Source organism: Enterobacter hormaechei ATCC 49162 (genome assembly GCF_001875655.1).
GTDB lineage: Bacteria > Pseudomonadota > Gammaproteobacteria > Enterobacterales > Enterobacteriaceae > Enterobacter > Enterobacter hormaechei.
In genome coordinates this window covers 519014-532725 of record NZ_MKEQ01000001.1, presented here as the reverse complement: position 1 = coordinate 532725, position 13712 = coordinate 519014, and the positions used below count along the sequence as shown (strand labels likewise).

At 54.9% G+C, this 13712-nt stretch carries 15 protein-coding genes; 13 read left to right on the top strand and 2 right to left on the bottom strand.

Annotated elements, in window-relative coordinates; all coding sequences use genetic code 11:
- Positions 1 to 45 precede the first annotated feature (45 nt).
- The 6 genes from glsB to BH712_RS02625 all read left to right on the top strand — a co-directional run bounded on the left by glsB (position 46) and on the right by BH712_RS02625 (position 5653).
- Positions 46 to 972, top strand: coding sequence for a glutaminase B (glsB, locus tag BH712_RS02650; RefSeq protein WP_006810634.1), 927 nt, complete (start codon positions 46 to 48; stop codon positions 970 to 972).
- Positions 972 to 1334 carry a DUF4186 domain-containing protein gene (locus BH712_RS02645; RefSeq protein WP_006810635.1) on the top strand — a complete coding sequence of 121 codons (363 nt, stop codon included), beginning with the start codon at positions 972 to 974 and terminating at the stop codon, positions 1332 to 1334. The genes glsB and BH712_RS02645 overlap by 1 nt, the downstream gene beginning before the upstream one ends.
- Positions 1335 to 1392: 58 nt before the next feature.
- Positions 1393 to 2358: a sensor domain-containing diguanylate cyclase gene (locus BH712_RS02640; protein WP_006810636.1), complete on the top strand. Its 966-nt coding sequence runs from the start codon at positions 1393 to 1395 to the stop codon at positions 2356 to 2358.
- Between the two features lie 82 nt (positions 2359 to 2440).
- Positions 2441 to 2968: a GNAT family N-acetyltransferase gene (locus BH712_RS02635; protein ID WP_006810637.1), complete on the top strand. Its 528-nt coding sequence runs from the start codon at positions 2441 to 2443 to the stop codon at positions 2966 to 2968.
- Positions 2969 to 3085: 117 nt separating this feature from the next.
- Positions 3086 to 4537 carry a tagaturonate reductase gene (locus tag BH712_RS02630; RefSeq protein WP_006810638.1) on the top strand — a complete coding sequence of 484 codons (1452 nt, stop codon included), beginning with the start codon at positions 3086 to 3088 and terminating at the stop codon, positions 4535 to 4537.
- 201 nt (positions 4538 to 4738) lie between these two features.
- Positions 4739 to 5653 carry a bestrophin family protein gene (locus BH712_RS02625; RefSeq protein ID WP_006810639.1) on the top strand — a complete coding sequence of 305 codons (915 nt, stop codon included), beginning with the start codon at positions 4739 to 4741 and terminating at the stop codon, positions 5651 to 5653.
- Here BH712_RS02625 and BH712_RS02620 read toward each other — a convergent pair.
- Complete coding sequence (locus BH712_RS02620) at positions 5641 to 6189, bottom strand: GNAT family N-acetyltransferase (protein WP_006810640.1); 549 nt, start codon at positions 6187 to 6189, stop codon at positions 5641 to 5643. The genes BH712_RS02625 and BH712_RS02620 overlap by 13 nt on opposite strands.
- A 148-nt stretch (positions 6190 to 6337) precedes the next feature.
- Here BH712_RS02620 and BH712_RS02615 point away from each other — a divergent pair, with 148 nt between their 5' ends.
- The 7 genes from BH712_RS02615 to BH712_RS02585 all read left to right on the top strand — a co-directional run bounded on the left by BH712_RS02615 (position 6338) and on the right by BH712_RS02585 (position 12878).
- Positions 6338 to 7300: an Ssp4 family T6SS effector gene (locus BH712_RS02615; RefSeq protein WP_006810641.1), complete on the top strand. Its 963-nt coding sequence runs from the start codon at positions 6338 to 6340 to the stop codon at positions 7298 to 7300.
- Positions 7300 to 7908 (top strand): hypothetical protein, encoded by a 609-nt coding sequence (locus tag BH712_RS02610; protein WP_006810642.1) that lies wholly within the window; start codon positions 7300 to 7302, stop codon positions 7906 to 7908. The genes BH712_RS02615 and BH712_RS02610 overlap by 1 nt, the downstream gene beginning before the upstream one ends.
- The gene (locus BH712_RS02605) at positions 7905 to 8345 is read left to right on the top strand and encodes a GNAT family N-acetyltransferase (protein ID WP_006810643.1); all 441 of its coding nucleotides are present in this window, start codon (positions 7905 to 7907) and stop codon (positions 8343 to 8345) included. Before BH712_RS02610 ends, BH712_RS02605 begins: the two co-directional genes overlap by 4 nt.
- A 134-nt stretch (positions 8346 to 8479) precedes the next feature.
- A complete protein-coding gene (locus tag BH712_RS02600) occupies positions 8480 to 9475 on the top strand; it encodes an alpha/beta fold hydrolase (RefSeq protein WP_032673831.1) in 996 nt (331 codons plus the stop codon).
- A gap of 44 nt (positions 9476 to 9519) precedes the next feature.
- Positions 9520 to 10260, top strand: coding sequence for a response regulator (locus BH712_RS02595; RefSeq protein ID WP_006810645.1), 741 nt, complete (start codon positions 9520 to 9522; stop codon positions 10258 to 10260).
- Positions 10257 to 11552: an ATP-binding protein gene (locus BH712_RS02590; RefSeq protein WP_006810646.1), complete on the top strand. Its 1296-nt coding sequence runs from the start codon at positions 10257 to 10259 to the stop codon at positions 11550 to 11552. Before BH712_RS02595 ends, BH712_RS02590 begins: the two co-directional genes overlap by 4 nt.
- Before the next feature lie 135 nt (positions 11553 to 11687).
- Positions 11688 to 12878, top strand: a complete 1191-nt coding sequence (locus tag BH712_RS02585; protein ID WP_006810647.1) for a cytochrome c biogenesis protein/redoxin — start codon at positions 11688 to 11690, stop codon at positions 12876 to 12878.
- Positions 12879 to 12884: 6 nt separating this feature from the next.
- On the opposite strand, the gene tam is transcribed toward BH712_RS02585, so the two are convergent.
- Complete coding sequence (tam, locus tag BH712_RS02580; protein WP_000796223.1) at positions 12885 to 13643, bottom strand: trans-aconitate 2-methyltransferase; 759 nt, start codon at positions 13641 to 13643, stop codon at positions 12885 to 12887.
- Positions 13644 to 13712: the final 69 nt, after the last annotated feature.

Genomic DNA, 13712 nt, shown 5'->3' with positions numbered 1-13712 from the left:
TGTTATACTCGCAGCCCGTTTTAGCCTGAGGGCAAGGAGCAAAGTGTGGCTGCGGTCATCCATAATGAGATGCTGGACGAGATTCTGGCGCAGGTTCGTCCGTTACTGGGGCAGGGTAAGGTTGCCGATTACATTCCCGCGCTGGCCTCGATCAGCGGGAATAAGCTTGGTATCGCCATTTGTACCATCGACGGGCAGCGTTTTCAGGCGGGAGACGCGCTGGAGCGCTTTTCGATTCAGTCGATCTCAAAAGTGCTCAGCCTGGTTGCCGCCATGCGCCAGTATGACGAGCAGGAGATCTGGCAGCGGGTAGGCAAAGATCCGTCCGGTCAGCCGTTCAACTCCCTTCTCCAGCTGGAAATCGAACAGGGTAAGCCGCGTAACCCGTTTATTAACGCCGGGGCGCTGGTGGTGTGCGATATGCTGCAAAGTCGGCTGAGCGCGCCGCGCCAGCGGATGCTCGAAATTGTGCGTCAGCTTTCCGGCGTGCAGGACATTGCCTACGATTCGGTGGTCGCGCGCTCTGAGTTTGAACACTCTGCACGTAATGCCGCGATTGCCTGGCTGATGAAGTCCTTCGGCAATTTTCATAATGATGTCGCCACGGTTCTGCAAAACTATTTTCATTACTGCGCACTGAAGATGAACTGTGTCGAACTGGCGCAGACTTTTCTGTTTCTGGCGCATCAGGGCCATGCCCCGCATCTGGGTGAGGACGTTGTCTCCCCCATGCAGGCCCGGCAGATCAACGCCTTAATGGCGACCAGCGGAATGTATCAGAACGCAGGAGAGTTTGCCTGGCGCGTGGGGCTGCCGGCCAAATCCGGCGTTGGCGGTGGGGTTGTGGCGATTGTCCCGCACGAGATGGCGATTGCCGTCTGGAGCCCGGAACTGGACGAAACCGGCAATTCACTGGCAGGCGTGGCGGCGCTGGAGCAGCTGACCAAACGTCTTGGACGGTCCGTATATTAATGTCCACGTTAGACCCTTTATTCGCGCGCCTGGCCCGCTCCACGTTTCGTTCGCGTTTTCATTTAGGAACGAAAGAGCGGCAATACTGCTGGGATAAAGGCGCGGAGACTATCGATCGGCATGCCGCCGATTTTGTCGCCGCGCGACTGGCACCTGCACAGCCGGTAAATGACGGTAAGCAGACGCCGATGCGTGGCCATCCGGTCTTTATCGCCCAGCATGCCACGGCAACCTGCTGTCGGGGCTGTCTGGCTAAGTGGCATGCGATCCCGCAGGGCGTGCCGCTGAATGCGCAGCAACAACAGTATATCGTCAACGTGATCCATCATTGGCTGGTCATTGAGGTAAATCGTGCCTCATGAACTGACAATGTCTCTGTTTAAGCTACGCTTTTACTAATGCTCAGCGTCAGGAGACGTTATGAAAGCACCTTTGATTCCCGTTAATGAAACGGAGCGCATGAATGCACTGCGCGAGTCCGGTCTGCTTGAGATCGACAATTATCCCGCGTTTGACCGTCTGACGCGTCTGGCAACACGCTTTTTCAGGGTGCCGCTGGCGATGATTACGCTGGTGGATGATCACGCCGTGATCGTGAAGTCTGCCGATGGCCGGGTGCCCGTCAGCCAGCCTCGCGAACTCTCGTTTTGTGGTCATACGATCCTGGGGGACGCGCCGCTGGTGGTGGGGGATACGCTGCGGGACGAACGCTTTGCGGACAACCCGCAGGTGGCGGGAGAGCCTGGCGTGCGCTTTTATGCCGGTTACCCGCTGCGTTTACGTGACGGGGCGTGCGTAGGCTCGTTGTGTCTCATTGATTACGCACCGCGTGAGTTTTCGGCGGCGGATTCCGCCGTACTGGCCGATCTCAGCGCGCTGGCAGAGGATGAGTTTGCAGCCGTAAGCGCGGCCACGACCGATGAGCTTACGGGGCTGTTTAACCGTCGCGGGTTTAACCAGTTTGCGCAGTTTGCGCTGTCGGTTTCGCAGCGTCGGGCAGAACCGTTAACGCTTGGCTGGCTGGATCTGGACCATTTCAAAACCATTAACGATCGCTTCGGGCACCAGGAGGGCGACAAAGCCCTGAAAGCGATGGCCGCCCTGATGCGTTCCTCATTCCGCGAGGCCGATCTGCTGGTACGTTTCGGGGGAGATGAGTTCGCGGTACTGTTTGCGGATACCGATGAGCCTGGCGCCTGGATCGCCATGCAGTATCTTGTTGAACAAACGGAAAATTACAACGCGCGCCAGCTGCATCCCTGGTCGTTACAGTTCTCCTGGGGGTTAAGCGAGTTCGATCATCACCGGAACGATATGCAGGCGTGGTTAAAGCATGCGGATGCGCAGATGTACGCCATGAAGCGGCAGCATCACGGCGAAAAATGACATAACGAAGTCCTATGTCATCGCTTATTGCGTTACGAAAATGTTAATAGCAAAGTGGAGAGATTCAACCTAAGGACGCGCGATGAACTCTCCCATGCTGATTAAACCTCTCTCCCGACAGGACATTCTTACCCACATCACTGCCCTGAACGATATTCTCGTCAGCTGTGTCAACGGCGGCGCCTCCGTCAGCTTTATGCTGCCTTTTTCTTCCGGGAAAGCCCATACGTTCTGGCTCAGCGTCGCAGAAAGCGTCGGGCGCAACGAGCGCACTGTATTGGGCTGTTTCGATGAGGAGCAGGGGCTGATTGGCACGGTCCAGCTGATCACCGATCAGCCTGAAAACCAGCCGCACCGCGCAGATGTCGCGAAACTGCTGGTTCATGAGAAGGCGCGCCGTAAAGGGGCAGCAATGGCGCTGATGGAAGCCCTTGAGGCGGTTGCGCGTGCAAAAGCCCTTACGGTGCTGGTGCTTGATACGTCGACTGGCAGCGGCGCAGAGACGTTTTACCAACGTGCGGGCTGGCAAAAGATGGGGGAGATCCCACGCTACGCCCTGATGCCGAACGGGGACATGACGGCAACCTCGGTGTTTTATAAATTTTTGTGATTATTTTTCACCATTGCGCCATGTGTTGATCCAGACAGGGGTTCTGGTCGTGAAGTTTTGATAAGTTATCACACCAATCTTATCAGGCTGTATGACTAATCATAAAGGACCTCCATTGTGAACACACTCAACCGTCGTGATTTCCCCGGTGCGCGCTATCCTGAACGTATCATCCAGTTCGGCGAAGGTAACTTCCTGCGCGCGTTCGTTGACTGGCAAATCGACCTCTTAAACGAGCATACCGATCTCAATTCAGGTGTGGTGATTGTGCGGCCAATCCAGAGCGATTTTCCCCCGTCGCTGAGTACCCAGGATGGTCTCTATACCACGATTATTCGTGGTCTGAATGAGCAGGGTGAAGCGGTAAGCGATGCGCGTCTTATTCGTTCCGTGAATCGTGAAATCAGCGTCTACAGCCAGTACGATGAATTTCTGAAGCTCGCCCATAACCCGGACATGCGATTTGTCTTTTCCAATACCACGGAGGCGGGCATCAGCTATCACGCGGGCGATAAGTTTGACGATGCGCCAGCGGTCAGCTATCCGGCCAAACTGACGAGTCTGCTGTTCGAACGCTTTACCCACTTTAACGGGGCAGCGGATAAAGGCTGGATCATCATTCCTTGCGAACTCATCGACTACAACGGCGATGCCCTGCGTGAACTGGTGCTGCGCTATGCACAGGCGTGGGCGCTACCGGCGGCATTCATTGCCTGGCTGAATGACGCTAACACTTTCTGCTCGACGCTCGTTGACCGCATTGTTACCGGCTATCCGCGTGATGAGGTGGCAGAGCTGGAGGCCGGTCTGGGCTATCACGACGGCTTCCTCGACACGGCTGAACACTTCTATCTGTTTGTTATTCAGGGGCCAAAATCACTTGCAGCGGAACTGCGCCTGGATAAATACCCGCTCAATGTCCTGATTGTTGACGATATCAAACCGTATAAAGAGCGTAAGGTGGCGATCCTCAACGGCGCGCACACGGCGCTGGTCCCGGTCGCTTTTCAGGCCGGGCTGGATACGGTAGGGGACGCCATGAACGACGCGGAGATTTGCGCGTTCGTAGAAAAGGCTATTTATGAGGAGATCATACCGGTCCTGGATCTGCCGCGCGACGAGCTGCACTCCTTCGCCAGTGCCGTAACGGGGCGTTTCCGTAATCCGTACATTAAGCATCAGCTGCTGTCGATTGCACTGAACGGGATGACCAAATACCGCACCCGCATTCTGCCGCAACTGCTGGCAGGACAGAAGGCGACCGGCAAACTGCCTGCACGCCTGACCTTTGCCCTGGCGGCGCTGATTGCGTTCTACCGCGCCGAACGCAACGGTGAGCGTTACCCGGTGCAGGACGATGCGCACTGGCTTGAACGTTACCAGCAGCTGTGGACGCAACATCACGATAAACAGGTCACTACCCGTGAACTGGTATCGTCGGTGTTAAGCGTGAGCGAGCACTGGGAGCAGGATCTGACGCAGGTGAACGGACTGGTAGAACAGGTTGCGCAGGATCTGGATGCGATTTTACGCAAAGGCATGCGCGATGCGGTGAAACCGCTCTGCTAATCATAATGCCCGGCGTTGGCCGGGTTTTTTACAGACCCTATTTAGTTACAACATACTATAGGCTCTTTTTTTAAAAAACACATGCAGCACCGTGCGCGTAAAGCTTTGCAGGTCAGAAAATGCAATGAATTAGTAACAAGCTTGCAACCGTGAGGGGGATCACGTTTAATAGCCGCGCTCTTTACTTATCTGAAGCTGATTATGATTGTTCGTCCTCAACAGCACTGGCTGCAACTGATTTTTGTCTGGCATGGTTCGGTACTTCCCAAAATCTATACCCGACTGTTGCTTAACTTTCTGCTTTCCATCGCCGTGATTGTCATGCTGCCCTGGTATACCTCGCTGGGCATTCGGTTTACCGTCGCGCCGTTCAGCATTCTGGGTGTGGCTATCGCCATCTTCCTGGGATTTCGTAATAACGCCTGTTATTCCCGCTACGTTGAGGCACGTCTGCTTTGGGGGCAGTTGATGATAGCGGCGCGCTCGCTGTTTCGCGAGGTAAAAAACACCTTACCGGATGATAAACATCTCGGCGAGTTTGTTCGCCTGCAAATCGCCTTTGCTAACTGTCTGCGTATGACCCTGCGCCGAGAAACCAATGCCGAACAGCTGTCTCGCTATCTGGCGCCTGACGATTTACGCAACGTGATGGACGCCAACTCACCGGCGAACCGTATCCTGCTGATCATGGGGGAGTGGCTGGCCGTGCGACGGCGTAGCGGGCAGCTTTCAGACATCCTGTTTCACAGCCTCAACAACCGCCTGAATGATATGTCCATTGTGCTGGCTGGCTGTGAGCGTATCGCCAATACGCCAGTTCCGTTTGCCTATACGTTGATCCTGCACCGGACGGTGTATCTGTTCTGCATCATGCTGCCGTTTGCGCTGGTTGTGGATCTGCATTACATGACGCCCTTTGTCTCTGCGCTGATTTCGTACACTTTTATCTCGCTGGATACGCTGGCAGAAGAGCTGGAAGATCCGTTTGGGACGGAAGATAACGATCTGCCGCTGGACGCCATCTGCAACATGATGGAGCGCGATCTGTTGCAGATGAACGATGAAGAGAACATCCCTGAAAGACTGATGCCGGATAAGTATTATCAGCTGACCTGACGGGCATTCCATTCGTCGCGGGTGATTTCCCACACTTCCGAGTCCAGCATGCCGCTGACGTAGGCTTTCTTCTCCGTCCTGATAAGCCGCATGCCGCTGCTGTCTGAAATCCGTCGGGAGCGGCTGTTGGCCGCCGCTTTCGGCGCACGTAACACCGGTTTATTGAGCGTATTAAACCAATAATCCGTTGCCGCAATGCTCGCCTCCCGCATATATCCCTGGCCCTGAAATTCCGGCGCAAGCCAGAAGCCCCGGTTGTTGTCCTCCACGTCATACAGGCAAATCACCCCCATCAGTTCGTCAGGCGCTTCGCGACGGCGAATCGTCCAGAACCACGCAATCCCTTTGGCCATGTCGGGTAGCGCAACGTTGTTGACGTAATTTTCTGCACCGTTTTCCGGGTAGGGCCAGGGGACTGAAGCCACCATATAGCGGACAATCTCCCAGCGGGGATAGCGTTGCTGGATCTGGACGGCATCGGCGGCAACAAGGGGTTTAAGTAATAAGCGTTCTGTCGTAAGCGTGGGTATCGTCATCCGGTGATCTCCATATTTGAGCGTTATGCTTTTGTTTGTGTTCTGGTATTTTCATCTTAATAACATTCTGTTCCGATATACTGTACTTTAGTTACGATGTAAACGATGTCGAGTTAACGAAATTAACCTGCTTAAAAAGGAGAAAGGTATGGTTTTACCTGGGATAAACCTTGATAAAAACTTACCGGGCTACGATTTTGCGAAAATGTCGGGAGTTGGGGCTGCGGATTTTGATTTTAAAGCGCTTGGTGCCGCCATGGATTGTCATCGTGAATTTGCTCACGCGGGTATCATTTACTCTGACGGCCCCCAACGCTTCCTGGTTCGACCCGGCAAACGACATCCTCAAGGGCAAAGTGGAATAGTAACGCATGTTATTGTGAATAAAGCCTCCTCGCTGCCGTCTGCCTCCACAGCAGGAAAAGCATTGAGTGATGCAGTTTCTTCTACTTCCATGGGAACTGAAATTGCCTCAACCGTTCTGTCATGTGGCGCGATGATCATAACTGGCGGAGTGATGCTCGCTGGAACAGCAGCAACTCCCCTTACCGCAGGCGCGGGAAGCGTATTGGTCGCTATTGGCTACGCCGGAACGGCTGCCACTGGTCTGCAATGTGTGAATGGTCTTTATCGAATTTATGATTTGGTTGAAAATGATGGTGCTAATGTCGCCTGGCTGGATACCCAGGACTGGTATGTCGCGACATCCACTTCCTTAGATGTCATTTCTCTGGCAAGCGCAGGCGGTGCACTGAAAGAGGCTGTTACTACCTGGCGCGCAATGAAATCCGTTTCGTCCTTGAAAGCAACCGAATGGCTAAAAAGTTACCCTCGTCAGGACCGTGCTCGATTGACTGAATTAATTATTCGCGCTCAAAACCCTGGTATAAGCAATAAAGAAGTCAAAGCGCTTATTCGAGCAGGCTTTTATCCAAAACGATTCCCAACGGGTCCTGTTCAGATTGAGCTCACCAGGCAATTAGGTCAAGTTGTGACGAGTGCCGCGGCGCTTGCAGGAAGCGCCGTAAGCGGAGTTATTGCGGCACCAGGGAACATACCTCGCACCAGTAAATACATTATCGGTACTATCCAGTCACTGGCGGTTTTTTGATGAAAATTTTGCGCTTGTTAACCGGACACGTTTCATACGAGCTCCTGCAACACGGTAAACGGATTGAGGACGCTATTGCCCGTCATGACAATGTCTTATTAAACCATTCCTCACCCGAACTGGAGCGTTATTTTTCACGCCCGCTTAGTGAGCTGCCACGGCAAAATGCTTATCCGGTAGCGATATTATTACCGCTATTTCTGGTGATTTTTGCGTTTAATTTGCTGCCATTTCTCCAGACAATATCCAGTATGTCGCCATCGCTACATGCACTCAGTTTTTTTGTCCCATCGCTAGCGATACTTATCTTCCTGCTGCTCGCGAGTGCATTCCTTGCCCGAGGATACACGTCAGGACTAACAGGATTTTTAGCGATTTTTATCATCCTGCTCACATTAACGGTACTGCAATGGTTTCACTATCTGATCGTTTCTGACGGCAGCAGCTGGCAGCTGATCATTGCAACGATCGCTTTGGTAATTAGCCGTATGGTGTTAAACAGTCGGGGCTTTGTGCTGTTCACGCTATATTGTCGTTCGAAGCGTCTTGCCACGCTGGCTCGCATCATGCGCCAAAAGAGCATTAAGGATAATGTGAGGAACACATGACGCTCATCGTACGCCCGTTACAGGCAGAAGATTACCCACAGTGGCGACCGCTGTGGGATAGCTATACCCATTTTTATGAGTGCTACCTTGACGAGTCCGTTACCGCTGCGACGTGGGACAGGGCGCTCTCAGGTTCATCATCCCTTTTTTGCCGGGTTGTGGTGAAAGACGGCAACGTCATCGGCTTCGCCATGTGTGTCCTGCATGAAGGGACCTGGTCAACCGCGCCCATTTGCTATCTGGAAGATCTATTTGTTGACGCTGCCGAACGTGGCGCAGGGGCGGGTAAAGCGCTTATCGATGCCCTTATCGATGAGGGTAAGCGGGAAGGCTGGTCAAAACTCTACTGGGTAACCCGCATGCACAATCCGGCGCGCAAACTGTATGACCACTATGGTGAAGCCGACGATTACGTCCGGTACCGAATCACCCTTTAGCCGGGTTTGTATCACACTGTATCTGCGTCTGTGATACATACACAGGTATGCAATAAAGCCGCATCCGCACACATCCTTTATACAAACGCATGGTGTTATATCTCCGTCAACTGAACTCACCCGGAGATAACATCATGTTTAACAAACTCGCATACTCAGCAGTCGCCCTGACCGTTTCGCTTGGCACCGTGATGTCCTGTCAGGCTGAAGCGATGGGTAAAGATTACGCGTCGGCCTTCAACCAGGTAAAACAGATTAACGCTGGCGATCTTAACGTCGGTTATGTCGATATCGGGCCGAAAGAGGGGCAACCGGTGATCCTGCTGCATGGCTGGCCGTACGACATTCACAGCTACGCTGAAGTGGCCCCCGCGCTGGCCGCGAAAGGGTATCGTGTCATTGTGCCGTCCCTGCGCGGGTACGGCACCACGCGCTTTATTTCTGATAAAACACCACGTAACGGCCAGCCTTCGGCAATGGCCAAAGATATCGTTAATCTGATGGACGCCCTGAACATCAAACAGGCGGTGTTTGCCGGTTATGACTGGGGAGCGCGTACCGCGGATATCGTTGCGGCGCTCTGGCCGGAACGGGTGAAATCGCTGGTCTCGGTGAGTGGCTATCTGATCAGTAGTCAGGCGATTGGGAAACAACCATTACCGCCGAAGGCAGAGGTTCAGTGGTGGTATCAGTTCTATTTCGCCACGCCGCGCGGTGCGGAAGGCTATGCTAAAAATACGCACGATTTTGCCCGGCTGATCTGGTCCCAGGCTTCGCCGGACTGGAAATTCAGCGATGCCACCTTCAATGCCAGCGCCAAATCCCTCGATAACCCGGACCACGTTGCCGTCACGCTCAGTAATTACCGCTGGCGTCTGGGTCTGGAAAAAGGGGAGCCTAAATATGACGCCTATGAACAAAAACTGGCGACGCTGCCGAAAATTACGGTGCCGACCATCACCATCGAAGGCGGTAATAACGGGGTGCCACACCCTGCACCTGCGGCCTATGCCGGGAAATTTACCGGAAAATATGAGCACCGTACTTTCGGCGCAACGGTTGGCCACAACCCGCCGCAGGAAGATCCGCAGGACTTTGTTAAAGCAGTTGTCGACGCGGATAAGCTCTGATATGTGCTATTTTCAATCCGTTACCTCTTAATCAGGAGCCTGCGGTGGAGCATATTGATCACATCCTTGTCGTCGATGACGACAGGGATATTCGTGAACTGATTGTCGATTACCTCGTGAAATCCGGCTATCACGCCTCTGGTGCGGCGAACGGGAAAGAGATGCGCGTCGTGCTCGACAAACAGCATATTGACCTGGTGGTGCTGGACGTGATGATGCCCGGCGATGATGGCCTGACGCTGTGTCGACAGCTGCGCAGCAGCAGGCATAAGGATCTGCCGATCCTGATGCTTACCGCGCGCAATGAAGACACTGACCGGATCCTGGGGCTGGAGATGGGCGCGGACGATTACGTGGTGAAACCGTTTGTGGCCCGCGAGCTGCTGGCGCGTATTAAAGCCATCCTGCGTCGTTTTCGCACTATGCCGCCAAATCTTCAGGTCACCGAGGCAGGGCGTCTGGTGGTGTTCGGTGAATGGCAGCTGGATACCGTGGCGCGTCATCTGATTGATAACGAGGGACTGATTGTGGCGCTCAGCGGGGCGGAATACCGTCTTCTGCGCGTATTCCTCGACCATCCTCAACGGGTGCTGACCCGTGACCAGCTGCTGAACCTGACGCAGGGACGTGACGCCGAGCTGTTTGAACGTTCGATTGATCTCCTGGTGAGTCGCGTGCGACAGCGCCTGAATGAAGATGCCCGCACGCCAGCCTACATTAAAACCGTACGCAGCGAGGGCTACGTTTTTACCATGCCGGTGACCATCGTCGAGGCTAATGAATGACGCTGTGGCCCCGCACGTTACTGGCCCGGCTGCTGATCATTGTGCTGCTCGGGCTGTTGCTGGCTAACGCGCTCAGCCTGACGCTGGTCATGGTTGAACGAATGCGCAGCGCGCGCACGGTTATGCTGGGCAATCTGGAGAACGACGTCGCGACCAGCGTGGCCATTCTCGACCGGCTTCCGGCCAAAGAGCGGCCAGAGTGGCTGGAACGCCTCAGTCGCGGTAATTATCGTTATATTCTTGGTCCGGGCGAGCCAGGCGCAGCACCAACGGATAAACGCTCGCGAGATGCGGTCCGAACCCTGAAAGAGACGCTTTCTTCCCAGTATCCGCTGCGTTTTACGGCCGTTCCGGGGCCGATTTCCCATATTCAGGCCCATCTGACGCTCCGCGACGGTGCTCCACTCACCATCGATCTGATCCCGCGCATGCCGCCTGTCGCCAGCTGGTTACCCGTGGTGCTGGTTCTTCAGCTTTTCCTTGTCGCGCTCTGCTCCTGGATTGCCGTGCGTCAGGTTGTCCGGCCATTTTTGCAGTTCACCCGCGCGGTGGATTCCCTCGATCCGGCGGCCCATTCTCCGATGACTGAAAAAGGGCCGGTTGAAGTGCGGCAGGCGGCGCAGGCTTTTAATGAGATGCAGTCGCGGATACAGACGTATCTGCGTGAACGCGCGCAGATCCTGGCGTCCATTTCTCACGACCTCCAGACGCCCATCACGCGCATGAAGCTGCGGGTCGAAATGGCGGATCAGCCTGAACTACGCGATAAGTTGCTCAGCGACCTTGATAATATGTCGCGCCTGGTACGGGAGGGGATTGCCTATGCCCGGTCATCAGAATCCCTGGAAGAGACCACGCTGAAGCTGGAGCTGAATGCGTGGGTTAACAGCATCGCCAGTGATTATCAGGACATTGGTAAAAACGTGCATTTTCATCCATGCAATACGCGTCTGCCGATCGTCACTCGCCCGCAGGCATTGCGCCGGGTAATGACGAATCTGCTGGATAATGCGCTGAAGTTTGGCGATAGCGCGGTAATAGAGATTGATGAAGATGAAAGGCAGGTAGCGATCCGCATTATGGATAACGGCCCCGGCATCCCGGAGGCAGAGCTGGAGGCGGTGTTACAGCCGTTCTACCGGGTTGAAACGTCGCGCAATCGCGAAACGGGCGGCACCGGATTAGGCCTCGCGATTGCCGCGCAGCTCACCGCTCGGCTTGACGGAAAATTGCATCTTGCAAACCGGGCAGAGGGCGGACTGACCGTAAGCGTGACCCTTCCGCGCGGTTAATTGTACGTTTTTGTATCTGCACCCCGCGCCGATACCCAGGCAGACGAAATTCAGTTTTTAGCACACAGGCTGAACACATTCGTACGGTGAAATGACCTCACTGCACCTTCGCAGCTACTGTAATGTGAGGTCCTTATGTTTCTGATAATCGCGTTTTTGGGCGGCATGATTAGCCTGCTCAGTCCCTGCACGCTTCCCGTCATTCCTCTGCTGTTCGCTGGCTTTCAGGGGCAGCGCAAGCACATTCTGGCGCTTCTGGCGGGAATGATTGCGATGTTCACGTTGGTCGCGATGGTGGTAACGGTTGCCAGCGAGTGGATCGCTGACGCCACCGTTATTGGTCGCTGGATTGCGCTGTTGGTACTGAGTATTGCCGCGCTGGCCCTGATCTTCCCGCAGTTCGCTCAGCGCATTGCCCGCCCGGCGGTCAGCGCGGGAAATGTTCTCAACACCCACAGCATGCAGCGACGCGGCATGCTTTCGGCTTTTCTGGCAGGGCTGGCCGTTGGACTGTTGTGGTCCCCCTGTGCCGGACCGATTCTCGGGGCGATCTTCAGCATTAATATTGCGGGACACTCGGCCATCGCGACCGGAGCGCTGTTAGCCGCTTACGGCAGTGGATGCGCGTTGATGCTGGGGCTGCTTGTCGTGGGCGGGCGTAAGCTGATCGCTCCTCTGAGAGCCAAATCCGCATTGATGGCGCGTTTGCGTCAGGGGGCGGGGGTGATGATGTTAGCTGCCGTTGCGTTCAACGCCAGCGGGATGACCTCGGCATTGAAAGGTGCCAACGGTGTTGCCGACAAGCTGGAAAACGCGCTGTTGAGTCTTGCGCAACCCACCTCCAGGCAGGTGAAACTGCAACCGGTCGCTGACGCGGTGCCGAGCAGCCAGTTACCCTCATTAGACGGCGGTACGGGTTGGGTGAATGGTGACCCTGTCACGTCTGACTCCTTGCGGGGGAAAGTGGTCCTTATCGATTTCTGGACCTGGGACTGTATTAACTGTCAGCATACGCTTCCGTATGTTCGTGACTGGGCGAAGAAATATCAGTCTCAAGGTCTGGTCGTCATTGGTGTCCACACGCCGGAATATCCCTGGGAAAAACCGATATCATCGGTGAAAAACGCGGTCAACAAATGGCAACTGCCGTACCGCGTGGTGACGGATAATAACTACAAAATCTGGAGCGCGTTCGGAAATCAGTACTGGCCAGCGCATTACTATTTCGATGCGAAAGGGCAACTGCGTTACACCTCGTTTGGCGAAGGTAACTACGACAAGCAGGAGGCCGTCATTCAGCAGTTGCTCAAGGAAGCGCGTTCCTGATCCGGCTTACGGAACCCGCTGAGCCACCATAAACAGGCGCGGAAAAGCCAGCAGTATCTGCCCGTTCTCCTGGAGCGGATACTGCTCTTCCAGCAGCTCAAGGTAGCGTTTCAGATAATTTTTCTGCTCGCTTTCGTTGAGTTCCTGTAACCACGGACGTAACCCCGTCGCGCTGACCCAGTCAATAATTGCCTGATGAGAGCTCATTTGATGGAAGTAGGTGGTCCGCCAGATATCCACGTCACATCCCGCTTCCGTCAGAATATCGTAGTAAGCATGGATACCCGGCAACGGCTCGCGGCCACGTTCGGGATAACCCTGTTCCCAGGCGACTTCACGCATCAGGGCGTGCGTCGGCTCAAGCCAGTTGTCAGGCATTTGTACCGCCAGCACGCCGTTTAGCTGGAGCAGTGAAACCAGGTGTGGCAGAAGGTGGTAATGGTCCGGGATCCATTGCAGGGAGGCATTGGCGTAGACCAGGCTGAGAGGCTGGTCAGGTTTGTAGTGACGGATATCCGCTTCAACAAAGTGACAGTCTGGCAGCGCCTGCCGGGCTTCCTCCAGCATCGCCGGGGAGTTATCCACGCCGGTGATCTGCGCTGAAGGCCAGCGCTTTTTCAGCAGCGCGGTGCTGTTGCCTGGCCCGCAGCCCAAATCCACGGCAGTTGTTACGTCCGCCAGCGGCACCCGGGCGAGTAACTCAGCGGCGGGACGTGTGCGCTCTGCGCTGTACTGAAGATAAAGAGAGGGATCCCAGTCGGCCATTTTCGCATCTCCGTGTTGAGGTGTTCAGCAAGAATAGCACAGGCAAATACCTGCGCCGGGGCAGGTATC